Origin of the sequence: Sinorhizobium mexicanum (assembly GCF_013488225.1) — a bacterium.
Taxonomy (GTDB): domain Bacteria; phylum Pseudomonadota; class Alphaproteobacteria; order Rhizobiales; family Rhizobiaceae; genus Sinorhizobium; species Sinorhizobium mexicanum.
The window spans coordinates 1766727-1789921 of record NZ_CP041241.1 but is presented as its reverse complement, the minus strand read 5'-3'; the positions used below and the strand labels follow the sequence as shown (position 1 = coordinate 1789921).

The 23195-nt window shown below is 63.6% G+C and carries 18 protein-coding genes; 7 read left to right on the top strand and 11 right to left on the bottom strand.

The genetic code is table 11. The features are described 5' to 3' along the window. Positions 1-49: 49 nt before the first annotated feature. Positions 50-804, bottom strand: a protein-coding gene (locus tag FKV68_RS32245; RefSeq protein WP_180938120.1) for an IS5 family transposase whose coding sequence is annotated in 2 segments (ribosomal slippage) — positions 50-474 and positions 474-804 — 756 coding nt in all. Because the reading frame shifts where the segments join, the coding sequence is not laid out codon by codon here. A gap of 267 nt (positions 805-1071) precedes the next feature. Here FKV68_RS32245 and FKV68_RS32240 point away from each other — a divergent pair. Further along, positions 1072-2526 carry a TrkH family potassium uptake protein gene (locus tag FKV68_RS32240; protein WP_180942952.1) on the top strand — a complete coding sequence of 485 codons (1455 nt, stop codon included), beginning with the start codon at positions 1072-1074 and terminating at the stop codon, positions 2524-2526. 17 nt (positions 2527-2543) lie between these two features. Here FKV68_RS32240 and FKV68_RS32235 read toward each other — a convergent pair whose 3' ends face one another. From FKV68_RS32235 to FKV68_RS32190, 10 genes are all read right to left on the bottom strand, one after another. Further along, complete coding sequence (locus tag FKV68_RS32235; protein ID WP_180942951.1) at positions 2544-3482, bottom strand: sugar phosphate isomerase/epimerase family protein; 939 nt, start codon at positions 3480-3482, stop codon at positions 2544-2546. Between the two features lie 27 nt (positions 3483-3509). Beyond that, entirely contained in the window at positions 3510-4682 is a 1173-nt protein-coding gene (locus FKV68_RS32230; RefSeq protein ID WP_180942950.1) for a Gfo/Idh/MocA family protein, read from the bottom strand. Positions 4683-4825: 143 nt separating this feature from the next. Then, positions 4826-7372 carry a fused MFS/spermidine synthase gene (locus tag FKV68_RS32225; RefSeq protein WP_245181814.1) on the bottom strand — a complete coding sequence of 849 codons (2547 nt, stop codon included), beginning with the start codon at positions 7370-7372 and terminating at the stop codon, positions 4826-4828. 174 nt (positions 7373-7546) lie between these two features. Next, positions 7547-9079, bottom strand: coding sequence for an arylsulfatase (locus tag FKV68_RS32220; RefSeq protein WP_245181839.1), 1533 nt, complete (start codon positions 9077-9079; stop codon positions 7547-7549). Between the two features lie 271 nt (positions 9080-9350). Beyond that, complete coding sequence (locus tag FKV68_RS32215) at positions 9351-10700, bottom strand: BatD family protein (protein ID WP_180942949.1); 1350 nt, start codon at positions 10698-10700, stop codon at positions 9351-9353. After that, complete coding sequence (locus tag FKV68_RS32210; RefSeq protein WP_180942948.1) at positions 10697-12265, bottom strand: VWA domain-containing protein; 1569 nt, start codon at positions 12263-12265, stop codon at positions 10697-10699. The genes FKV68_RS32215 and FKV68_RS32210 overlap by 4 nt, the downstream gene beginning before the upstream one ends. Beyond that, entirely contained in the window at positions 12262-13266 is a 1005-nt protein-coding gene (locus FKV68_RS32205; protein ID WP_180942947.1) for a vWA domain-containing protein, read from the bottom strand. The genes FKV68_RS32210 and FKV68_RS32205 overlap by 4 nt, the downstream gene beginning before the upstream one ends. Continuing rightward, on the bottom strand, positions 13253-13783 hold the full coding sequence (locus tag FKV68_RS32200; RefSeq protein WP_180942946.1) for a DUF4381 domain-containing protein: 531 nt from the start codon (positions 13781-13783) through the stop codon (positions 13253-13255). The genes FKV68_RS32205 and FKV68_RS32200 overlap by 14 nt, the downstream gene beginning before the upstream one ends. 2 nt (positions 13784-13785) lie before the next feature. Then, positions 13786-14781, bottom strand: coding sequence for a DUF58 domain-containing protein (locus FKV68_RS32195; RefSeq protein ID WP_180942945.1), 996 nt, complete (start codon positions 14779-14781; stop codon positions 13786-13788). A 180-nt stretch (positions 14782-14961) separates the two neighbouring features. Further along, positions 14962-15933 carry an AAA family ATPase gene (locus tag FKV68_RS32190; RefSeq protein WP_180942944.1) on the bottom strand — a complete coding sequence of 324 codons (972 nt, stop codon included), beginning with the start codon at positions 15931-15933 and terminating at the stop codon, positions 14962-14964. Between the two features lie 281 nt (positions 15934-16214). Here FKV68_RS32190 and FKV68_RS32185 point away from each other — a divergent pair, with 281 nt between their 5' ends. From FKV68_RS32185 to FKV68_RS32160, 6 genes are all read left to right on the top strand, one after another. Next, on the top strand, positions 16215-17144 hold the full coding sequence (locus FKV68_RS32185) for a formylglycine-generating enzyme family protein (protein WP_180943995.1): 930 nt from the start codon (positions 16215-16217) through the stop codon (positions 17142-17144). Between the two features lie 144 nt (positions 17145-17288). After that, entirely contained in the window at positions 17289-18239 is a 951-nt protein-coding gene (locus tag FKV68_RS32180) for an HAD family hydrolase (RefSeq protein ID WP_180943994.1), read from the top strand. A 330-nt stretch (positions 18240-18569) separates the two neighbouring features. Next, a complete protein-coding gene (locus tag FKV68_RS32175; protein ID WP_246452730.1) occupies positions 18570-18845 on the top strand; it encodes a hypothetical protein in 276 nt (91 codons plus the stop codon). Between the two features lie 187 nt (positions 18846-19032). Continuing rightward, positions 19033-20790 (top strand): tetratricopeptide repeat protein, encoded by a 1758-nt coding sequence (locus FKV68_RS32170; RefSeq protein WP_180942942.1) that lies wholly within the window; start codon positions 19033-19035, stop codon positions 20788-20790. Positions 20791-21019: 229 nt separating this feature from the next. Further along, positions 21020-22387 (top strand): NfeD family protein, encoded by a 1368-nt coding sequence (locus FKV68_RS32165; protein WP_180942941.1) that lies wholly within the window; start codon positions 21020-21022, stop codon positions 22385-22387. A gap of 32 nt (positions 22388-22419) precedes the next feature. After that, positions 22420-23193: a slipin family protein gene (locus FKV68_RS32160; protein WP_180942940.1), complete on the top strand. Its 774-nt coding sequence runs from the start codon at positions 22420-22422 to the stop codon at positions 23191-23193. The last annotated feature ends 2 nt before the right edge of the window (positions 23194-23195 follow it).

Here is a 23195-nt window from a genome sequence, read left to right as displayed (position 1 = left end):
GACGGAAAACCGTTACACACTTTTCCTGGAATTGCTCTAGGCTCCAGACTCAATTGGTCCACCAGATGATGATAGCGGCGATGTGGACGGCAGCCTGGAAGTTTGTGGCGAGCTTGTCGTAGCGGGTGGCGATCCGCCGCCAATCCTTGAGACGGCAGAACATCCGCTCGATGACGTTGCGCTGGCGATAGGCCGTTGCATCGAAGGGATGGCGGCGCTTTCTGGTCGGGTTGTTGGGAATGACCGGAATGGTGCCGCGTGCGGTCAGATACTGGCGCAGGGCATCGCTGTCGTAAGCGGTGTCGGCGGCGAGGAAATAGGCGGGTGGCAGGTGCTGGAGTAACGGCACGGCGGCGCGCACATCGCCCATCTGCCCCGGCGAGATCTGCAGGCCGAGCGGCCGGCCGCGCCCGTCTACGACGGCGTGGATTTTCGTCGTCCGGCCGCCGCGGGAGCGACCAATCGCCTGCGTCTGCGCCCCCCTTTTCCACCAGCGGCGGAGCGATGGACCTTCGCGGTGGTACTGTCGATCATCTGCATATCGCATGGACTGGCCGCGACCAGGGCCGAAAACAGCTTCTGCCACAGGCCGCGGCCGGCCCAGCGATGAAAGCGGTTGTAAATCGTGGTTGGCGGGCCATAGACGGCCGGGCAATCCTGCCAACGGCAGCCGACACGCAACACATGGACAATGCCGCTGATGACGCGGCGGTCATCGACCCGGCGCGCACCGGGCCGGTTCTTCGGCAGCAGCGGTTCGATCACGGACCATTGCTGATCACTTAGCCAGAATTCGCTTCCCATGCCTCACCTCCGTCATTTCGGAATAGAATCATGGAAATCAAACGCCATCAATAGGCTGATTGAGTTTTAACCCTAGACCAGGATGCAAGCGGAAGACCGCGCACAATTTTCCTCACCCCCTGAGCGTTTGATCGCTGCCTTGATGCCGAAAGCATGGGGCAAGCGCGGCCGGCTGCAGTCATTGCCTGCGGCGGAGCCAGCGGGTATTCCGATTGTCGGAGAGAGAATCGACGCGCCGGCCGCCGGCAGCGCGAAGGGAACGAACCGTTGAATGCAACGATTTACCGGTCCGCCATCAATATCGCCGCGCTGGCCGGCCTCTATCTGTCGATCGCGATGCTCATTCCCGCATTTGTGGATCTCGTCTATGGCCATCCGGACTGGAAGGTGTTCGCCGTCTCGGCCTTTCTGACGGGCGGCCTGTGTCTGTTGACGGTTGCCGCCACCCGCGCCGGGCCTCCGCCGTTCAACAGGAAGATGGGTTTTCTTCTCGTCAATCTGCTGTGGTTCGTGGCTTCGCTGGTCGGAACGGTGCCGTTCTGGCTTTCCTCGCTCGATCTCGATTTCGCCGAGGCGCTGTTCGAGGGGGTTTCGGCAATCACGACCACCGGGTCGACCGTCATCGTTGGCCTCGACAACGCGCCGCCGGGCATTCTCGTCTGGCGCTCGCTGTTGCATTGGCTGGGCGGGATCGGGATCGTCGCGCTCGGCCTCTTCGTAATGCCTTATCTCAGGGTCGGCGGCATGTCCTTCTTCAAGATGGAATCCTCCGACACGACCGACAAGCCGTTTGCGCGCATCGTCACCTTTACCCGTGCCTTCGTCTTCGTCTACGTGCTTTTTACGCTCGTCTGCGCCGTCACCTACGGCGCGCTCGGCATGAACCGCTTCGACGCGATCAATCATGCCATGTCGACGATCGCGACCGGCGGTTTTTCCACCCATGACGCATCCTTCGGCCATTACAACAGCCTGCCGCTGTTGTGGGCAGCATCCTTCTTCATGACGATCAGCAGCCTGCCGTTTTCGATCATGATTGTCCTTGTCGTCCGAGGCCGGCTGGACACGCTCAGGGACCCCCAGATCATCGTCTTCCTGTCCTATTTATCTGCCTTCGCCATTGCCGCGACCCTCTATCAGCGGCTGGTCAACGGCACCGACATGTACGCTGCGCTCGCGCATTCGTTCTTCACGGTCTCGTCGATCCTGTCGACGACCGGCTTTGCCAGCGACGATTACATGCTGTGGGGAGAGTTCATCGTGGCGCTGGCCTTCGCCGCCACGTTCATGGGCGGCTGTTCCGGCTCGACCGCCGGCGGCATGAAGGCCTATCGCTTCATCATCATCTTCAAATCCATCCGAGCCGGCCTTTACGGGCTCCTGTATCCGAACGCGGTATACTCGGTGCGTTATGGCACGACGGTCGTCGACGCGGACCTGCAGCGCGCCGTCTTCCTCTTCTTCTCGACCTTCATGGTGATATGGGCTGCCGGCAGCCTGGTGATGGGAGCCTTGGGCTATGACATGGTGACAGCGGCATCGGCCGTGGCCACGGCGCTTGCCAATGTCGGAGCGGGGTTGGGGCCGATCATCGGGCCGGCGGGCAATTTTTCAACGCTGTCGGATCCGGCGCTTTACCTGCTCTCGCTGATGATGTTGCTCGGGCGTCTTGAGGTGTTGACCCTGCTCGTCATTCTGACGCCGGTCTTCTGGAAGAATTGAAGCGCGATCGGATGGCGTCAGCCACCTAGCTGCTCGATGCAGAAGCGCAGCGTCGCCGCGGAGGTGGCGACGGCCTTGTCGGCATCGAGGGCGTAGTCTTCGTTCTCGATGCTAATCACGTCATCATAGCCGACTTCCCGCAGCGCCGTAAGGATCTCCAGCCAGCCCCGGACCGGCGTGCCGTGGCCGAGCGAGGCGAAATTCCACGACCGGCCGTGAGCTGGCACCACGTGCTTCGGATCGAGCAGGCCGTCGATGCGGGCCCGCGGCTCGATGCGCGTGTCCTTGCCGTGGACATGGTAGATGCAGTCGTCGAGTGCGCGGATCGCCGAAACCGGATCGCCGCCCATCCAGATCAGGTGGCTCGGATCGAAATTGACGCCGACGGCCGGGCCGACGGCGTCGCGCAACCGAAAGAAGCTCTCGACATTGTAGACGGCCTGCCGGCCATGCAGCTCGACGCACAGGCGGAGCCCCTTCCTCTCCGCCGCTGCCGCAAAATCCTTCCAGAAGGGAATGACGCGCTCGGACCACTGCCATTCGAGCATCGCCATCGCTTCCGGCGGCCAGGACGAGGTGATCCAGTTCGGACAGGCGTCACCGGGCCCGCCCTCTGGCAGTCCGGACATCATGACGATGCGCCGGACTCCGAGCAGCGGCGCGAGATCCAGCGCGTCATAGACGAGCTTCATGTCTTTCGCCCCGCTCTCGCCCGGATGCAACTGGTTCCCGGAACAGTTGAGCGCGGAGATTTCGAGATTGCGGTCGCGCAGCATGCCGAGAAGCCGGTCGCGGGCCGTGGCATTCGCAAGCAATTCGGCAATGTCGACATGCGGCGCGCTCGACCAGCCGCCGAGACCGTATTCGACACAGGCGAACCCGAGTTCCACGGCGCGGTCCAGGCATGCTTCCAGCGAAAGCGCAGCGAAGCCGTCGGTGTTCAGGCCGATTTTCATCTGTTCCTCCCGCCGACGCGATCGCCGTCAATCGGCGTGCGAAACCTTCGCCGGCGTGCCGGAATTCGCGGCGAATTGGATGGCGTCGAGGATCTGCGCGGCGCGCAGGCCGTCGAGCGTCGATCCGTTCTGCATGGGACGGTTTGCGGCGATCGCTTCGAGAAATTCGTGGATCATGAACCCGAATACCTCCGCATAGCCGATCGCCACGCCGTCATGGGGAACGGGCAGCAATTCCGCATAGGGAAGGGCGGGATTATTCGCGACCAGCGCAAAGGGCGATTGTCCGCTGCCGTCGAAGCGCGCGATTTCGTAATGGGCCGGCGTGCGGGAATTGTAACGCAGGGCACCCCTCGTGCCGGTGACCGAAAAGGAAAGCGTATTGCCCGCGCCGACCGCCACCCGGCTGGCAAGAAACATGCCCTGGCAGCCGTTGTCGAACCGAAGCAGGGCGGACATCACATCGTCGTTGTCGACGGCTCTGCTTTCGCGGCTGAGGGCAACCTTGTCGTGGCCGATGCCGGCGGCTGCCGGCAGAAAGCGCTCCTTGACGGAAATCGTGCCGATGGCGCCGGCGATCTCGGAGACTTCTCCACAGAGAAAGCGGGCCGTGTCGATGGCATGAGTCCCGACGTCGAGCAAGGCACCGGCACCGGCGCGGCTCTTCTCGTACCGCCAGCTGTGCGGCAGGTCGGGATCGGCGGCATATTCGCTTTCGTACTGGACGAGAAGGTTGACGAGATCGCCGATTCCCCCGGCCGCGATGATGTCTCGTATCGCCGCAACGGCCGGAATGCGCCGGTAGTTGAAGACCGTTGCGGAGACGGCCGGCGACGCGATCGCGGCGCGATGGATGCGCAACGCCTCCTCGGCATTGAGGGCGAGCGGCTTCTCGCAGAGAACGTGCTTTCCCGCGGCAATCGCCGCGAGCGTCACCTCCGCATGCAGCGCATTCGGCAGGCAGACACTGACGATGCCGATTTCGGGATCGGCAATAACCGCGTTGAGGTCGGTTGCCGTCTTCTCGAAGCCCCAGGTCGCGGCGAGGCGGCCGGCGAGCGCCTCGTTGCCATCGCAGGCCGTAGCAAGCCGAAGGCCGGCGATGCGGTCCTTGAAACGCGGCAGGTTCGTTCGGTAGCCGAATGCGTGCGCGGCACCGATCATGCCGGCACCGATGACGGCGATGGCGTTCCCCTTCATGGTCTCCTCCCGAGAAGAGATGTAGCAGAACCGCACGATCAGCGTATGAGAGCGCCCCGACCACGTCAATCGACGTCGTTTCAGGGCTGCTTTAGAGGAGAGCATGCCGGAAAGGGACTGTGCCAGACTGTCCAGGAGACTCGTTACCTCGACCCTGCGACGAACCAAAGGTAGTACGGGTTGTTCGGGTCGACGCGCAGCAACAGTTCCATGTCGCGTGCCCACTCCGCGCGATAGCCGGAATAGGCGTTGAGCGACGCCTGATAAAAAAGCAGCAAGCGGTTTTGCGATTCCATGATCGCTTCGGCGAGTGACGAATCGGCGCCGAGAACGGGCGGCGCGGTTCTGAGTTCGATGAGTGCGGGAAGCGTGCGTTGCAATTCGTCCGGGCGGACCCAGGCGGCATATTCGATCCGTGGCCGGTCATCTGTCACCGGCAGGGCGGTCGCCGCATAGCGCTCGAGGCCCGCGCGGTCGGTTATCCAGGTGGCAAGGAGATCGGCCGGTCCCGCAATACCGACTTCGCGTAGTGCAGCAGCGACTGGGGGTTGCTCCATGCGCGCAGAGATTCGTGCCGCGTCGAGCTTCTGGGGTTCGACCGTACCCACAAGCAGCATCTCGTGAAGTTCGGTCGACCAGAGCGAAGCATGCGGAAAGGCGTCGAGGAAGCTGCGCACCAGCGCGCGCGTATCCTCATCATTCTGCGTCGCCAGCGGCAGCCATTGTGCAACGATGCCATTTGACGCGAGGCGCGCCCGCGCCAGCCGGTAGAAATCCGAGGAGTAGAGATTGACGACGCCGGCGGCCGAAGGTGGCGGCGGCTCGAGCGTGATGAGATCGTAGGATTCCTGACTGCTCAAGAGTTCGCGCCGGCCATCGCGCAGGCGGATGTCCAGCCGGCTGTCGTTTGCCGCATCGTTGTTGCCCGTGAAGAGGCTCGCGGCGCGCACCACCGAGGGCAGGAGTTCGGCGGCCACACGCCGTTCCAGGCCCGGGTAGGAAAGCAGCGATCCGGCAGTGATCCCGGTGCCGAGGCCGATGACGAGCGCCGACTTCGGTTCGCCCTGGTGGATGATCAAGGGGAGGAGTGCCTGCAGCCGCATGTAACGGAGCGACGGCATGGCGTCGCCGGTGTTGGAAACGCCCTGGATGTAGAGGCGGCGGAACCGCTTTTCCGGCTGCCCCTGTTCGATTACCGCGATGGTGGCGCCGAGGCCTTCCTCATAGGAGACGATCGAGCCCCGCGCGGTCGTCAGCAGCGTCGCCAGCCGGTCCGACGGCACGGTAGCGGCTGTGATGAGCGCGATCGCGCCGAGCGCGACGGCCGCTGCGCGCGGGCCCACCGCTGCAGGCGGGCGTCCGCGCCAGATGGCCACGACGCCGATTGCCGCCGCGAGGAGTGCCAGGACCGAGAAGCTGCGGATGATACCAAGATTGGGGATCAGCAGGAAACCGGTTCCGATGGTGCCGACGATGCCGCCGAGCGTGTTGACGGCGATCACTCGGCCCGTGTCGCGCCCGACATGCGCCGGGTCGACCGCAAGCCGCAGGGCGACGGGAAAGGCGGCTCCAAGCAGCAGGGTCGGCACGAATATGATCGTGACGGCAGCGACCAGGAAGCGGGCGCACATGCCGGCGAAGATACTGCCCGTCAGGCCTGCGACCGCCCCTTCCGGCGCCGCCTGCCAGACAACGAGCCAGGGGCCGAGAACGGCAAGTTCCGCGAGTGCGACAACACCGGCCGAGGTGATCAGGAGAGCGAAGGTGGCCCACGGATCGGTGAGCCGGTCGGTGCGGCTTGCGAAAAGAGCGGAGCCGAGGGCGAGGCCTGCGAGATAGGTCGCGAGCACGACCGAAAAGGCGAAGCTGCGGGTGGAGATGAACTGCACGATCGCCTGCGACCAGGCAACCTCATAACCGAGAGCGATGCCGCCCGCCACCCCATAAAGCACAAGAGCCAGGCGAGACCCGCCTCCAGTGGATTTGGCGGCCCCGACGGCGGACCGCTCGGGCGCGCCGAACAATCGTCCGCTGACGAGCGCGATCGCGGATGCGAACAGGCTGAGACTGGCTGCGGCCACCGCGGTGCCCCGGATACCCAAGGCCGGAACAAGAAGGAATGATACCGCCAGACAGCCTGCGATGGCCCCGAGCGTATTGGCTGCATAAAGCCGACCGCCCTTCGAGCCGACGCCATCCCGGGCGGGCTCAAGCACGCGCAGCAGCACCGGCAGCGTTCCGCCCATCAGCATCGCGGGTGCCGCCACGAGCAGCGTCAGCAGCAGCCAGGCGACGGGAGCGCTTCGATCTTCGAGGAAGACGAAAAGAGGTGCGACACGCGCAAGGGCGAAGGTAACCACAAGCCCGAGAAGCGCCACGCCCGCTTCGAGCAACGCATAGAGGATGAGCGGCCGCGCTACGCGGTCGCCGAGTCGACCGATGAGGAAGCTGCCGAGCGCCAGGCCGAGGAAGAAGGCGCTGACACCGGTGCTGACGGCATAGACGTCGATGCCGGTGACGAGCGAAAGCTCCTTGATCCACAGCACCTGGAAGATCAGAGCAGCGGCGCCGGAAAGAAAAAGCATCAAGCCGGCGACGATCGTAGCCTGCATGCGTGCCCGCTCCCGAATGCCGTCCTCTCGCTTCCGGGTCGTGGCATCGATCGCCTGCGCGGCGGGGATGTTCTTCATCGTCGCTCCGGCCGTTCGTGAACTCCTGCATGTTTCCTTAAGTCGTATCCGTTTTAAGGATAAAGACATGCCGCAATTCAAAGAAGTGCTACCGCATCCTTTCGCGCGTCTGAATAGACGCGCGGCGCTGTAGTGACGGCGCCCCGTATGGTTCGGCGCGCCGGTACTCTTCGATTATTGAGCCGGCTGTGCCTTGCTCATGATCTCATCGATCTTCTTGTGAACATCTGCCTCCACCTGGTCGATCGAGAAACTGGCCGGTCGCTGGCTCGGCGGATACTCGACGAAAGTTTCGAGGAAGGTAGCGGCCTTGATGGTTGCGTCGGCAAAGAGATAGGCATTTTTCGTCCGCCAATCATTGTACTGATCCGAAACGATGTCGGCACGCTCGTAGGGATCCATGCGCAGGTTGAAGATCTTTGGAACGCGCAGGCACGTGAACGGCTCCTGCCAAACATCGAAGCCGCCGGGCTTTTGCATTTCGCAGAACACGGCCTTCCAGTTATCCCAGCGCATGCCCACAAGCTTGGCGTCGTCGTTGAAGTAGAAGAACTCGCCGCGGGCGCTCTTTGGCTGTTCACCGAGCAGATAAGGGAGTTGGTTGTAGCCGTCGAGATGGACCTTGAAGGTTTTGCCGCCGACGTCAGCGCCCTTCAACAGCCGCTCCTTGATGGAGGTGTCCCCGGCAGCGGCAAGCAGCGTCGGGAACCAGTCGAGACCCGAGAACATCTCGTTGCTGATGGTGCCCGGCTTGATCTTGCCCGGCCAACGGATCATCGCCGGCACGCGGAAGGCGCCTTCCCAGTTGGAATCTTTCTCGCTGCGGAAGGGCGTCGTCGCCGCATCCGGCCAGGAGAACTGGTTGGGGCCGTTGTCGGTCGTGTAGACCACGATCGTGTTGTCGGCGATCTTCAATTCGTCAAGCAGGTTCAGGAGCTTGCCGACATCGTTGTCATGCTCGATCATGCCGTCGGCATAGTCGTTGCCCGGCATGCCGCTCTGGCCCTGATATTCCGGCCGCACATGGGTGAAGAGGTGCATGCGCGTCGTGTTCATCCAGGTGAAGAAGGGCTTTTTCTCCTGCACCTGCTTCTTGATGTACTCCATCGCGGCGGACGTCGTCTCATCGTCGATGGTTTCCATGCGCTTCGTGTTGAGTGCACCGGTGTCCTGGACTTTGCCGTCGGCGAAAGAATGCAGGACGCCGCGTGGCGAATAGCTTTTAAGGAAGGTCGGATCGTCCTTCGGCCAATAGGGCCTCTCTGGCTCCTCCTCGGCGTTGAGGTGGTAGAGGTTGCCGAAGAACTCGTCGAAGCCATGGGCGGTCGGCAGGAAGCGGTCCTGGTCGCCCAGATGGTTCTTGCCGAACTGACCGGTCGCATAACCCAGCGGTTTGAGCGCCTGGGCAATGGTGATGTCGCGGTCCTGGATGCCGACGGGTGCGCCCGGCACGCCGACCTTCGACATGCCGGTCCTGAGCACCGTCTGACCGGTAATGAAGGTCGAGCGCCCGGCCGTGCAGCTGTTCTCCGCGTAGTAATCCGTGAACATCATGCCTTCCCTGGCGATGCGGTCGATGTTCGGTGTCTTGTAACCCGTGACGCCGAACGAGTAGGCGCTGATGTTCGTCTGACCGATGTCGTCGCCGAAGATGACGAGAATATTTGGCTTCGCGGCGTCCTGCGCGAGGGCGGGGGCCACCGACATCGAAATCGTCGACGCCAGCACCGTCCCGGCAAGCGCGAGCGCTTTCGGCTTTAGTGCCGTGGCTGCGGGAGCGGCCAGCAGGCTGCGCATAGTCTTCAAATTGATTGTCATTACGTGTCTCCCCTGAGACCAACGTGGTTCGCCCGAAGGACAAACGCAGTTTCAGTATTGGCCGGGGAAATGTGCGCGCGAACGCCTGCGGCGGTAAGTACGTAACGGTTACGAAGACCGTCACGACGTGTCTAGCTCTGCAATGGCGAGGGTTTTCGGGTCAGGCGAAGTCCGGGTTCAGCGGAGGCAGCGCCGCGGGTCTAACGGTCGCGCTCGGGCCGGAGCGCAACCAGTTCCGGCGGGCGGTCCTCAGCCCGCTTCGCAGCGCCCCGAAATCAATCCTCGTCCGATCGCCGGACGGCTTGCCGTAGAGTGCCCTTTGGTGTTCGGCGAAGAGGCGCTGCGTCGCCGCATCCGCGAAGCGGTCGAGCCAGCGTGAAAGCGGGATGTTGCCGGACTTTCGTGACCAGGCGTCGAGCGTTTGGCTGAGGCGTGTGAGATCGTGGTCCCGGCAAGTCTGTTCGATGTGGCGGAAATATTCCGGTTCCGAGTCGAGCCGGCGGCGATGCCAGGCCTCGCCCCAGGACTCCGCGCGGCTGAGCAGGCGCGCGGCGAGCCAGATGATTGCGGCGGCAACAACCGCCGCGGCGCCGACGCCTGCCCACAAGCGCCAATCGAACGGGGGCTTCTGCGGCACCGGTGCCGGCGGGCCAAGCCCCGTGTCGACCGGCGGCGCGGCGGCGACGGTCACCGCGACCATCGGCGCTTCCGCCTGCTCGATGTTTCTCGTCTGAGGATCGAACCACTCGATGTCGATCGCCGGGAGCCGATAGGATCCGGCTTGCGCGAAGACATAGGTTGCGGCGTCCTTGCGAACACCGGCCACGGGCTCGCCCCGGGGCGTTCGTTCCTCCGAAAGCGCCGGGTCCTGGACATAGACCCGAGCGCCCGCCGGCGATCCGAAGTTCGGTTCCGGAATCATCATGGCATCGAGCCCCTCGGCGCGGACGGTGATCGTTCTCACCAGCGCATCGCCCGCATGCAGGCCGCTCGCATCACGGTCGAGCGCCTGGTCGACCGTGACCTTCACGGCGGTCACGCCGGCCCCTCCTTCGGCGGTGCCAGGCGCGGCCTCGACGGTAAACTTGAGCGGCGGGAGCGTGACCTTGCCTTCGGTGAGCCGGCCTGGCACGGCGGCATAACCGAAGGGAATTTCGGCCGGCGGCAAGGTGTAGTCGCCGGCGGTCTGAGGCGTCACGACATAGCTCTTGCGGATGCCCGAAACGCTCTCGCCGTTCACGGTTTCGTTGAGGTTTACGCCGCTTCCGTCAGGGATCGTAACCACGGCGCCGGAAAGATCGAACAGGGGAAATCGCGGCGGGGTCATGAAGTAGTTCGGAACGAAGACATCGACGTCGATATGAACTTCCTGGCCGGTATAGAGCGTACCTTTCGTCGCAAGCGTCGCGCGGGCGAAGGGATCGGCGGCGGAGGCAAGACTCGCGGGCACCAGCCAGTAGGCGAGCAGGACGAGCGCTAAAGCGAAGAAGCCTGTCACCGGCCGGATCATGGCACGTCCTCCCTGGCCTCGATCGCGAACTTTCGAGCAAGCAGATCGGCTGGCGACACCTGGATGTTGCGCATCCACATGTCAGCGGTCTGCTCTCCAGCCTGAACGGTGCCTTCCTTGCCTTTCTCGCCCTTTTCGTCGATCTGGACCTGATCGGGAGGAAGGTCAGCGCCCTGTTCCTGCTGCTCCTCCTCTTCCTGCTTCTCCTTTGCCTTGTTCCGCTTTTCGGCGAGTGCCAGATTTGCCTTAGCCTCCGGCCAATCGGGGCGCAGCTTCAGGGCCTGCCCATAGGCAACGACAGCCTCTTTCGGCTTGTCGAGATGCATCAGCGCATTGCCCTGATTGTAATAGCTTTCGGCCGTGTCCTCCTGCGCAAAGGCGTCGATCGCATCCTGGAAGCGCCCGGCGCGATAGAGCGCGATGCCGCGCCAAGCAGGATCGGCGAAGTGCGCAGCAGCATCCTGGAAGTCTCCGCGTTCGAAGGCGCGGCGGCCCTGTTGGTCCCGCGTGAACCACAGGTCGCTGAAGTCGGCGGCTTCCGCCTTGCCGCCGGCAAGCGCCATGCCTGCGACGAGCAGGAAGCCGGCCCAGCGTACCGTCCAGCCGCGCCGGAACCAGAGCGCTGCGAAAAGGGCGATCGGGATCGTCAGCCACCAGCCGGCGTCGCGCCAGCGGGTGTGTCCTTCCACCACTTTCTGTGCGAAGGCAGACTGAATGCGCCGGGCGATCCAGCGGACATCGCTGTCGTCGAGCGTTACCGTCGCAACCTGGGCTTTCGAGCCGTTCTGCAGCGCCTTGAGTGCATCGATATCGAGGCGCGCGTGGACGCGCGCGCCGGACGCATCGGTGAGGTAGCCGCCGTCGGCGATCTTGACCGGCCCGCCTTCCGCCGTGCCGATCCCGAGCACCATCAGATCGTTGCGGCCCTTGTATTGCTCGAAAGCGGGAAACGCCTTGCGTTCAACGCCGTCGGTCAAAAAGAGGATGGTGCCCGGAACGGCTTCGTTGGCGAGGCCGACTTCGACGGCTTGAAGCGCCTTCGCCGTATCCTTGCCGTCAACGGGCATGATGCCTGGGGAAAGCGCAGCAAGGTAGGTTCTGACAAGCGCGGCGTCGTCGGTCAAAGGCAGCACCATGTGAGCCGAACCCGCATAGGCGAAGAGCGCCGTGCGCGCGCCCTTTCTGAGGTCGAGAATGTCCCGCACTTTCAGCTTGGCGCGTTCAAGCCGGGTCGGCGACACATCCGTCGCGTTCATCGTTGCGGTAAGATCGATGGCGATGGCAAGCGGCGCGGTATCCTCGAGGAAAGGCGGGCGTTCGCGCTCCCAGGTCGGGCCGGCCGCCGCAATTGCTGCAACGGCGATCAGCGCGGCGGTCAGGTGTACGGGGCGAAAGCGATGCGAGCCGCCGCGGTCGATCAACAGGTGGCCGAGCAGGTGCGGCGCAATCATGCCTTCCCAGCGCGAGCGGATATCGGTGCGGCGGCCGATCAGCCGGACGAGGAGCGGCGCCGCAAGCAGGGCGAGAAGCCACCAGGGTCTGAGGAAATGGAAGTCCGCGATCATCTGCCGACCTCGCTTTCCCGGCGCGTTGCACCTCTCGACGAAAGCAGCCACATGATGGCGTGATAGGCGACGACGATGAGGAGTGACGCGCCCAGCGGATAGTAGAACAGTTCGATGCGCGGCCGCCAGGAAAGCGTCTTCTGGTTTGCCGGCGTCAGTTGGTCCAGCAGCCCGTATATGGTTTCGAGCCCGACCTGATCCTGTCCGAAGAAGTAGTGGCCGCCCGTCTTCGTCGCGATTTGCTGGAGCACGCCGGTGTCTAGCTTCTGCTCTCCCTCCGCATTGGGATCGCCGATTCCGACCGCATGGATGGTGATGCGGCGCTCGCCGGCGATGTCGGCCGCCTTGTCCGGCGGCATCTTGCTGGCGGTGTCGTTGCCATCGGTCAAGAGGATGAGAACCTTGTCGGGCGCTTCGCTCCGGTCGAACATCTTGATGGCGAGGCCGATGGCGTCGCCGAGCGCCGTGCGGGGGCCGGCCATCCCGGGCAGCGAATCGGCGAGTATCGCCCTTACTGTCTGATGATCGAGCGTGAAGGGCACGAGCGGATAGGGGGCATCGCCAAAGGCGATGAGGCCAAGGCGATCGCTCGGCCTGCGGCCGATGAAGTCGGCGACCACCTTGTGAACCGCATCGACACGGGCCTCAAGGTTTCCGTCGGGATCGCGGAAATCGCGCGTGTCCATCGACTGGGAGAGGTCGATGGCAAGCATCAGATCGCGCTGCGGCTCGGTCTTCTCGATCGGCGGTTCGATGAATTGCGGGCGTGCCAGCGCCAGCACGATCAACCCCCAGCAAACCGGTGCGATAAGCTTCTGCCCGAGATTGGATCGCGGCACCACCGAACCTTCCGTCGCGCCGACACCAGCCGCATCGGTGATATCCTTGAAAAAGGGGATGCGGACGGCCGGCGTGTGCTCACGATAGGGCGGGAGAAGCCACCAGACGAGGAACGGCAGCGCTAGAAGAAAAAGCAGCCAGGGATGGTCAAGCACGTACATCGTGGCCCTCGATCCATTGCCGGGCCGCGGCCGCGTAGGCTCTCGCCCTCTTCTCATCGGTCAGCCCCAACGCGTCCTCGCCGCGATACTCCGCCTCCTCGAAGAATCGGGTGAATTCGGGCGAAAGGCGCGCTCCGCCCGAGCGCGCCGCGAGAAAACCGACCCAGAGCGGTCCATTCAGATCCGCGACGGTTTCGCGCGGCCAGGCGGCGAGCGCCACGCGTTTCAAAAGCGGAGGCAGCTGGGCAAGCGCCATGCCGCGCGTCGCTGGGTCAGCAAGATACTGTTCGATCCCGGCAAGCTCGGAAAGCGCCTCGCGGCGATAGCGATTGGTGGCGCGACGGCGCAGCCACAGCCATAACGCCGCGGCGACAGCCGCGAGAATGATGGCGCCAAGCACCGCCCAACCCCATGTCTGCGGCAGCATCGAGACCGGCGCCGGCAGCGCGACATCCGCCAAGTCCCGCAACGTTGCTGCCAGGGCAGGATCGGTTGTAGCGGGGGCGGCCGGTTCCATCGCTACCGCCTCCTTTGCCGCCACCCGAGCTGGCCCAGAAGACGGCGGAGCTGCGGCGCGACTTCCTCGGCGGCCGAGAGCGGCAGCATCGGCAGGCCCATTTCCCGCTGCCAGGCGCGGAGCGCCCGACCGCGCTTGCGGGCGAAGCTGTCGATCGCTTCGCGCACGTTTCCGCGCCCGAGCTGCAGCTCTGCCTGAAGCGCGCCCCCGCTGACGACGAGGTCTCCCTGGCGCGGCAGTTCGAGCAGGAACGGATCGTAGATCAGAATGACGACGACATCGTTGTGCATCGACAGATTGAGCAGCGTCTCGCGCGTGTCGAGGCCATAGCCGTCGAAGTCGCTGATCACGATGATAAGGTGATCGTGCTTGGCAATGGCGGCGACGGTCGAAAGCACGAGATCGAGCTGGTCCGCTCCCCGGGCAGTTTCGGACGCAGCGTGAAGCGACGTGTTGTGCCTGGCGATCGCGTTCGCAAAGCGGATGACAGTCTCGCGGCTCCGATGCGGGCGGACCTCGTCGACCGCTTCGTCGCCGAACACGAAGCCACCGACGCGGTCGCCGAGCGCCATGACGCGCCAGGCGCAAAGCGCCGCGGTCTGTGCCGCCGCCACGGATTTCATCGCGCGGCGACTGCCGAAAAACATGTTCATTCGCTGGTCTACGACGATCAGCGCCGGCCGGTCTTTCTCCTCGTCGTAGACACGGACGGCTGGCCTGCCGGTGCGCGCCGTCACACGCCAGTCGATCATGCGGATGTCGTCGCCGGGCAGATAGTCGCGCAACTCCTCGAAAGAGAGACCGCGCCCGCGCATGCGCGATTCATGGCGCCCGGCGAGCAGGCGGCGGACAGGTGCCTTGCGCAGGAACGCCAGATCGCAGGCTGTCGCTTCCAGTCCGATGAGTTCTTCGACAGAGGTATAGACGCCCGAACCCGCTTCGCTGCGCGTCCGCGTGATGCCTTTCGATCGGGCAAAGGCCGGTATGGATATGCCCATCGCAAGTCTCCATCCTGGATCACGTTAAGTCAGAGCGGGATGCGCCGAAAACCGCACACACTTTTCCTCATCCCGGTCTACAGCGCCGTGCGTCCATCAGGACGCACAAAGGACGCTGTAAGTCTTTGAATCTACGCATCGAGCTTTCCGAAAATCGATTCCGATTTTCGGGCCGATGCGCTAGGCCACCGCCACCTGCTCAACGATCCTGTCGATGACCTGGTTGGCGGAAATGCCGCCGGCATGCGCCTCGTAGGAAAGCACGAGGCGGTGCCGGAAGACGTCGTGGACGGTGGCCTGCACATCGTCCGGCGTAACGAAGTCGCGTCCCTTCAGCCAGGCATGCGCGCGTGACACCTTGTCGAGGCCGATGACGCCGCGCGGGCTGACGCCGACCTGGATCCATTTGCCAAGCTCGTTGTCGAGCTTGTCCGGATAGCGCGTCGCCATCACCAGGGCGACGATGTAGTTTTCGATCGCCCCCGACACGGTGACGGCGGAAATCTCTTCGCGGGCGGCGAAGACGGCGTCCTGTGCCAGCTTCTCAGTCGCGTGGCCGTTGGCCCTCGTCGGGGTCTCCTCGGAACGCACGAGCCGCATGATGTCGGCTTCCGACTTCGCGTCCGGATAGTCGACCTGCACATGCATCAGAAAGCGGTCGAGTTGCGCTTCGGGGAGGGGATAGGTCCCCTCCTGCTCGATCGGGTTCTGGGTCGCCATCACCAGGAAGAGATCGGGAAGGCCGTGGCTCTTGCCGCCGACGGTGACCTGACGCTCCTCCATCGCCTCGAGCAGCGCCGACTGCACCTTCGCCGGCGCGCGATTCACCTCGTCGGCAAGCACCAGGTTGGCGAAGACCGGCCCCTCCTGGAAGCGGAACTCGCCTTTCCCGCCTTCGGTGAAATAGATTTCGGAGCCGGTGATGTCGGCCGGCAAAAGGTCGGGTGTGAACTGGATGCGCGACAGCCTCGCGTCGAGGTTCTTGGCCATGCTCTTGATGGCGCGTGTCTTGGCAAGACCCGGCAGTCCTTCGACGAGCAGGTGGCCGTTGCTGATGAGGCCGAGCAGCAGGCGTTCGATCATGCCCTGCTGGCCGACGATCGCCGCGCCGATCCGCTTGCCGAGCTGCTCGATATCGTCGCGCGCACCCATCAGACTATGCCCCTTCGTCCAATTGCGACCGGTTTTGCTTTCATTATCATAGAGCTTAGCGAGCCGGGAACGGATCGGAAGAACGTAACAGTAACGAAGGCCGGGGGAAGGTTCAATTTTGGGCGTTTGCTCAGTCGCTCGTGACCTTCGTAACCGTAAAGTACTTGGAGCGCCGGCGATCGCGCCTAGAGTAGGTTGGCGAGATCGGATTATCTACCGCAAGGTCGATGAGGTGACACATGAACATTCCGCTCGATCGATCGGCGGGCGATGAATCGCCGATGGCGATCTCCGCCCGCGAACAGGTCTGGATCGAAGGCGGTACCTTCGTCATGGGATCGGACCGTCACTATCCTGAGGAAGCGCCCGCGCATCCAGCGAAAGTGGACGGGTTCTGGATCGACGTCGCGCCGGTTACCAACCGGCAGTTCGCGGAGTTCGTCGCGGCGACCGGCTATGTGACGCTCGCCGAAAGCCCGTCCGATCCAAAGGACTATCCGGGCGCACCGGCGCATATGATGAAAGCCGGATCGGTCGTTTTCGATCCGCCAAAGCGGATAACAAGCCGTGACCCCGCGCAATGGTGGAATTTCAAGTTCGGCGCGAACTGGCGCCGGCCCTATGGGGGCCTGAGCAATCTGCGCGGAAAGCTCGACCACCCGGTCCTCCAGATCGCCTATGCCGACGCCAAGGCCTATGCGGCCTGGGCGGGCAAGGATCTGCCGACCGAGGCCGAATGGGAGTTCGCCGCCAAGGGCGGCCTCGAAAGCGCGGAATTCGCCTGGGGTGATGAACTTGTTCCGGACGGCCGGTTCATGGCCAACACCTGGCACGGCGTGTTTCCGATCGAAAATCTCAAGCCTGATGGCTTCGAGCGAACGTCGCCGGTCGGCAGCTTTCCGCCGAACGGCTACGGGCTTTACGACATGATCGGCAACGTCTGGGAATGGACGAATGACTACTGGTCATCTGCTCATCCGGCACCGGCGCAAAGGGCCTGCTGCATTCCCGCCAATCCGCGCGGAGGCAGCGCCGAAGAAAGCTTCGACCCGACGCAACCGCAGATCCGTATCGCCAGGCGGGTGGTCAAGGGCGGATCGCATCTCTGTGCGCCCAACTATTGCCGGCGCTACCGGCCGGCGGCGCGCCATGCACAGGAAGAGAACTCGGCGACGACCCATATCGGCTTCCGTTGCGTCCGACGGCCATAACGCCCCGGAACGTCCACTCGAGGAGGGACCATCATGGTCGCAGATGCCAGAGCGGGAATGTCGGCTGTTGCAACTGTCCGCATCGGTGATCGCGGGGCACCGCTTCTCGCGACCTTCTTCGCACTGCTGGCGCTGGTCCTTGCCATGCCGGCGGCGTTCGCGGCGGATGCACAGTCAGCCGACCTGCCCTCGTGGAACGACGGCGACGCGAAGTCGGCGATCGTCGATTTCGTCACGCGCGTAACGACGGAGGGCGGGCGCGATTATGTCGCCGTGCCTGACCGCATCGCCGTCTTCGACAATGACGGCACGCTCTGGACGGAGCAGCCCAACTACTTCCAGGCGTTGTTCATCAACGATCGCGTCAAGGCGCTCGCGCCGGAGCACCCGGAATGGAAGGACAAGGAGCCCTTCGCATCGCTGTTGAAGGGCGACATGGCCGGCGTGGCCGCCTCGGGCGAGAAGGGCATTGTTGAACTCGGCATGGCCACCCATGCGGGCATGACGACGGAGGCGTTCAACAAGATCGTCACGGACTGGTTTGCGACGGCAAGGCACCCGCGGTTCGACCGGCCGTACAACGAGATCACTTTTCTGCCGATGCGGGAGCTTCTCGATTACCTCAGGGCGAACGGGTTCCGGACCTATATCGTTTCCGGCGGCGGCATCGAGTTCATGCGGCCGATGACAGAGGAGATGTACGGGATTCCGCCCGAGCAGGTGATCGGCAGCAGCATCACCACCAGATACCAGCTTGAAGGCGACACACCGGTCTTGATGCGTGAACCGACGGTCGACTTCATCGACGACGGTCCGGGCAAGCCTGTCGGGATCAACAAGTTCATCGGCCGCCGTCCGATCTTCGTCGCCGGTAATTCCGACGGTGACTACGAAATGCTTCGCTGGGTGACGTCGGGCCCCGGAGCCCGCTTCGGCCTCATCGTGCATCACACCGACGGCGAGCGCGAATGGGCCTATGACCGCCAGTCGCATATCGGCAAGCTGGACAAGGCCTTGACCGAGGCTCCTGAGCGCGGCTGGCAACTGGTCGACATGAAAGCCGACTGGAACCGCATATACGCCTTCGAGAAATAGCAGGGCTGCGCGCCTTTCCAATCCCGATCGGGTTCCATTTCGACGATGCGTGTATTGCGGGTGGCGGCGATCGGCTGAGCCCGCCGCGTGAGGCGTCCTGGCCAGAACAGTTCGTATCCGTGTTACCGTTACGTACTTCCATGCGGACCGTTGCATCGGCCATCATTTGTCTCAGGGAAACATTTGGCAATGGTGGTGTGTCGGCGTCCCTCGATCCACACGGCCTTCTGGCAACCGGTGCGGTGCGCTGCACTCGCCAGACCGCCATGCAGCGTATGCCAGGGAAATGGCTCAGGACGACCCAAACGCAGCGCAGATTGGTGGATGCCAATGTCCGGCGAACACAGGCAGCGAGGATTGCTGAAGCTGATGCTGAAGTTGCCCGCGCTCCGGGGCAAGCTTCAGTTGCTGAGCGCAAGGGATCCGTCGCTTCAAAGTCTTTTCGAGGCCTATGACGAAGCGACCTCGATGCTCGACAGACAGCGCAGCAGCCAATTGCAGGACAGAGCCGTCCTTACGGAATACGAGCTGATCTGCCGTGAAATAGAAGAGGAGGTCATCGCGATCTGTCTCTTCAATGAAGATCAGGACATGCCCGGGTCCTGAAACACGATGCCCTCACGGCTGGAAGTCAGCTTCCCCGCACCCAGTGATCATCGGCTATTCAAGATGATGTGATCGCGATACGTCCTGATCTTTATCAAGAATCCGCTTCCCGTTCTGGTAGTAACGGTCTAATGTTCTTTCCGCAATTGCACTCCCTTGCCGTTTGCCAAACAACCGGATGAGAGCGATGGGCGCCGGAGAAGACAGCGAACACGTCGCGCAGTGCATGGTTGCCGAGAGCGACGTGCGTGTCGAGACTGAACGACTGCTGGACGACGCTCGCTTTCACGCGACGGAGCGCCACAGGAAGCTTCTGAAATACCTGGTCGACGAGTTCCTCGCGGGGCGCTCGGCGACGGTGAAGGCCTATTCCATCGCGGTTGATGTCTTCGGCCGGCCCAGTTCCTTCGATCCGAATGTCGACCCGATCGTTCGCGTCGAGGTCTCCCGCCTGCGCGCGGCGTTGGCTCGATATTATGAAACCGTGGGGCAACAGGCGCCGCTCAGGATCGAGCTTCCGCGAGGCAACTACAGACCGCAGTTCATAGCACTTTCGGATGCGCGGGAGCCTGTTCAACTAAAGGGTGTGCAGCCGTTCGAGTCCGGGACGCAGAATGAAGCGCAAGAGACGCCCGCGCAACCATCGCGGATCGTCCGCCTGGGCCTCTTCGCCGCCTGCGCCGGCCTCATGGTCACGGCTGTCGCCGCGCTCTATGGCATTGCCACGGGCCATTTCGGCTGGCCGCCTGCGCTTTCCGTGAAACCGACGATCATCGTCGATGTTCGGGGAGAGCCCACGGCTGCACCGGCTGTGTACCGGCTTGAAGAGTCGCTCGTGCATGCGCTGTCGCAATTCTCCACGGTCAGGACGTTCACGCAGCCGCGGCGGACGGATGTGGATACGGCAGCGGTCACGGGAGACATTTCGACCGTGCATCCGCTGCAGCCGAAGAGCAATGCCTACAGGCTTTCGGTGACGCATGGCGACGCGGCCGGTCACGAGGGTTTCTCCTGGCAGGTCATCGACATGCGGACCAACGAAACGCTGAGGTCAGGCGTCGCGGAAGCCGTGAGCGGAAACAGGAATACGTCCCGGGAACAACGGGATCTCGTCACCAAACTCGCCCGCGCGCTTGCCGGCGATCAGGGGATAGTCACCAGCCTCGAAGCCGCACGCCAGCTCGCAAATCCTTCCCTTGGCTATGGCTGCGTGCTTCTCGCCGATATTGCGCTCGCGCGCGCCGACAGCGAAAGCATAGTTGCCGCACACAGTTGCCTCGAGCGGTCGTTGACCTACCAGGAAAACGATGCCGAGGTCTTGGCAAGCCTTGCGACGGTTCTCGTTGCGGGGGCGATGGGCAATTCCTCGGTCGCCACCGAGAGGGCGCTGAAGCTCGCCGACAGAGCAACGGCACTCGCGCCGCAGTCCAGTCAGAGCTATGCGGCGCAGATGATGGCGCGCTTTGCCGCCGGCGAAACCGAGGCCGCATTTCTTTCCGGCCGACGCGCCGCGTCGCTGAACCCGCTGGACGACTCCGTCCTCGCCCGGCTCGGTTATCTGTTGTTCGTCAGCGGGCGATGGCAGGAAGGTGTGAAGCTTGCGCGCTCTGCCGGGCAGAACAACGAATATGTCCAGCGGGCCGCTGTGCTGACGCTGGCATTGGAAGACTACAGAAATGGCAACTACGGCGAGGCGTTGCGGCGGGCGCGCCAGCTGGCGAGCCCGTCGGATATTACGGTCAGCATTCTGAGGATCGCGGCCGCGGGGCAACTGGGCCTTCAGGAGGAGGCAACCAATGCCACGGAGGAATTGCGCAGCCACGTCGAAAGGTTCGAGCCCGTGTTGCGCCGGCAGATGTGGGCGCAGCATTTCTCTCCCGAGCTGGTAGGGCTGATCGAAGCCGGCTTGCGCAAGGCGGGCATACGCTTGTCGAGCGGCTCCTGAGACGACGCTTTGGCGACGGCCGGAGGCGATCGGACGCCTGCGCGGCCGCCGCTGTGAGCCAGCGGCATCGGGCGAACGCTGCGGCGCGACTTCCACGGCAGGTTGCGGAACGCCTTACCCTTTCGGCAGTTCTGGCCTATATTAGAGGGCGATCAAATTTAAGCATTTGGATCGCTTCGGCGCAAAAAAATCATCGCGGTCCGAAGGAACTCAGAGGTTGTGGCGGCGAATGTCCCGAATCCTGATCCTGCTCATGGTATTGATACCGGCGTTCGCGTTTCCTGCCCCGTCGGCATCCGGCGCCGAGCGCCTGGCGATGGTCTTGCATGTGAACGGCGCGATCAGCCCGGCGACTGCGGAATATGTGACGCGCGGCCTTGAACGGGCTGATGCGCGTGGCGTCTCCCTCGTCATATTGCAGATGGACACGCCCGGCGGGCTCGACACGTCGATGCGCGACATCATCCGCGCCATTCTCGATTCGTCCGTGCCGGTTGCCAGTTTCGTGGCGCCGAGCGGAGCGAGGGCGGCGAGCGCCGGTACCTATATTCTCTACGCCAGCCATGTCGCGGCGATGGCCCCGGGTACCAATCTGGGTGCCGCGACACCGATCGCAATCGGCGGCGGTCTGTTCGGCGGCGGCGACGAGGGCGACAAGGGCGGTCCGGGCGAGGCTCACAAGCAGAGTGGCGCAAAGCAGCCGGCCAATGCTGGTGAAGCGAAGATGATCAACGATGCGGTCGCTTATATCCGCGGGCTCGCCGAACTGCGCAACCGCAACGCCGATTGGGGTGAGCGCGCCGTGCGCGAGGCTGCAAGCCTCTCGTCGACGGCAGCCGTCCGCGAGAAGGTCGTTGATTTCACCGCCGTCAACATCGAGGACCTGCTGAAGCAGGCGCATGGCCGCACGGTTCGTGTCGGCCAGGCGGACATCCGCCTCGACACGGCGGGGCTCGCCGTCGAGGAGGCTCTGCCCGATTGGCGAACCCGCCTCCTGTCCGTGATCACCGATCCGAATGTCGCCCTGCTTCTGATGATCGTCGGCATCTATGGATTGATCTTCGAATTTCTGACACCCGGAACGGTGCTGCCCGGCACGATCGGCGGCATAAGCCTTCTGCTCGGGCTCTACGCACTCGCGGTGCTGCCGGTGAGTTATGCCGGCATCGGACTGATCATCCTTGGCGTGGGGCTGCTGGTGGCCGAGGCCCATGCGCCGTCGTTCGGGGCGCTTGGGCTCGGCGGCGGGGTCGCGCTGGTGCTGGGCGCCGCCATACTGTTCGACACGGACGTACCGGGCCTGCAGGTCTCCTGGCCGGTCCTCGGCGGCGTCGCCATCGCAAGCCTCGCCTTCAGCGCTCTCGTTGCCCGGCTTGCCTACATCTCGCGCCGGCACAAGGTTGTCACCGGTGGGGAGCAGATGATCGGCATTTCCGGCACCGTCGATAGCTGGACGGGCGGCACGGGCTACGTCATCGCCCGCGGCGAACGCTGGAAGGCGGTCAGCGGCGAGTCGCTCGCAGTCGGGGAAGACGTGACGGTCATAGACCGCAACGGATTGACGCTGAAAGTCGCGCGCAGCGCGGCGCAAACCTAGGGCGATTTCAGGAAAGCGGCAGGGAGAAGGTCATGGACATAGTCGGAAGTCTCGCCCCGTTCATCGCGGCGCTTGTGGTACTGCTCATCGTCATTGCCTACGCGATCAGGATCCTGCGCGAATACGAACGCGGCGTCATCTTCACACTGGGCCGGTTCACCGGGGTGAAGGGGCCGGGGCTGATCCTGCTCGTTCCCTATGTCCAGCAGATGGTGAGGGTTGATCTGAGGACGCGGGTGCTCGATGTGCCGAGCCAGGATGTCATCTCCCATGACAACGTTTCGGTCCGCGTCAGCGCGGTCATTTATTTCCGCGTGATCGACGCGGAAAAATCGACGATCCAGGTCGAGGACTTCATGGCGGCGACGAGCCAGCTCGCCCAGACGACGCTGCGCTCCGTGCTCGGCAAGCACGACCTCGACGAGATGCTGGCCGAGCGCGACAAGCTCAACGACGATATCCAGAAGATACTGGACGTCCAGACGGACGCCTGGGGCATCAAGGTCGCGACCGTCGAGATCAAGCATGTCGACATCAATGAATCGATGATACGGGCAATCGCACGCCAGGCGGAAGCAGAACGCGAACGGCGGGCCAAGGTCATCAACGCCGAGGGCGAACACCAGGCGGCGGCGAAACTGCTCGAAGCGGCGGAAATTCTCGCCCGGCAGCCGCAGGCCATGCAATTGCGCTATCTCAGCACTCTGAACGTGATCGCCGCCGAAAAGAGCTCAACGATCATCTTTCCGTTCCCGATGGATCTGGCGAACATCCTTGCGGCCAAGGCGGGCGGTTCTTCGCAGTAAAG

Coding starts and splice junctions, on each gene's coding strand:
- FKV68_RS32235 (WP_180942951.1), bottom strand. CDS start 3,482: ATGAAAATCGGCCTGAACACCGACGGCTTCGCTGCGCTTTCGCTGGAA.
- FKV68_RS32230 (WP_180942950.1), bottom strand. CDS start 4,682: ATGAAGGGGAACGCCATCGCCGTCATCGGTGCCGGCATGATCGGTGCC.
- FKV68_RS32225 (WP_245181814.1), bottom strand. CDS start 7,372: ATGAAGAACATCCCCGCCGCGCAGGCGATCGATGCCACGACCCGGAAG.
- FKV68_RS32220 (WP_245181839.1), bottom strand. CDS start 9,079: ATGTCGGTGGCCCCCGCCCTCGCGCAGGACGCCGCGAAGCCAAATATT.
- FKV68_RS32215 (WP_180942949.1), bottom strand. CDS start 10,700: ATGATCCGGCCGGTGACAGGCTTCTTCGCTTTAGCGCTCGTCCTGCTC.
- FKV68_RS32210 (WP_180942948.1), bottom strand. CDS start 12,265: ATGATCGCGGACTTCCATTTCCTCAGACCCTGGTGGCTTCTCGCCCTG.
- FKV68_RS32205 (WP_180942947.1), bottom strand. CDS start 13,266: ATGTACGTGCTTGACCATCCCTGGCTGCTTTTTCTTCTAGCGCTGCCG.
- FKV68_RS32200 (WP_180942946.1), bottom strand. CDS start 13,783: ATGGAACCGGCCGCCCCCGCTACAACCGATCCTGCCCTGGCAGCAACG.
- FKV68_RS32195 (WP_180942945.1), bottom strand. CDS start 14,781: ATGGGCATATCCATACCGGCCTTTGCCCGATCGAAAGGCATCACGCGG.
- FKV68_RS32190 (WP_180942944.1), bottom strand. CDS start 15,933: ATGGGTGCGCGCGACGATATCGAGCAGCTCGGCAAGCGGATCGGCGCG.
- FKV68_RS32185 (WP_180943995.1), top strand. CDS start 16,215: ATGGCGATCTCCGCCCGCGAACAGGTCTGGATCGAAGGCGGTACCTTC.
- FKV68_RS32180 (WP_180943994.1), top strand. CDS start 17,289: ATGCCGGCGGCGTTCGCGGCGGATGCACAGTCAGCCGACCTGCCCTCG.
- FKV68_RS32175 (WP_246452730.1), top strand. CDS start 18,570: ATGTCCGGCGAACACAGGCAGCGAGGATTGCTGAAGCTGATGCTGAAG.
- FKV68_RS32170 (WP_180942942.1), top strand. CDS start 19,033: ATGGGCGCCGGAGAAGACAGCGAACACGTCGCGCAGTGCATGGTTGCC.
- FKV68_RS32165 (WP_180942941.1), top strand. CDS start 21,020: ATGTCCCGAATCCTGATCCTGCTCATGGTATTGATACCGGCGTTCGCG.
- FKV68_RS32160 (WP_180942940.1), top strand. CDS start 22,420: ATGGACATAGTCGGAAGTCTCGCCCCGTTCATCGCGGCGCTTGTGGTA.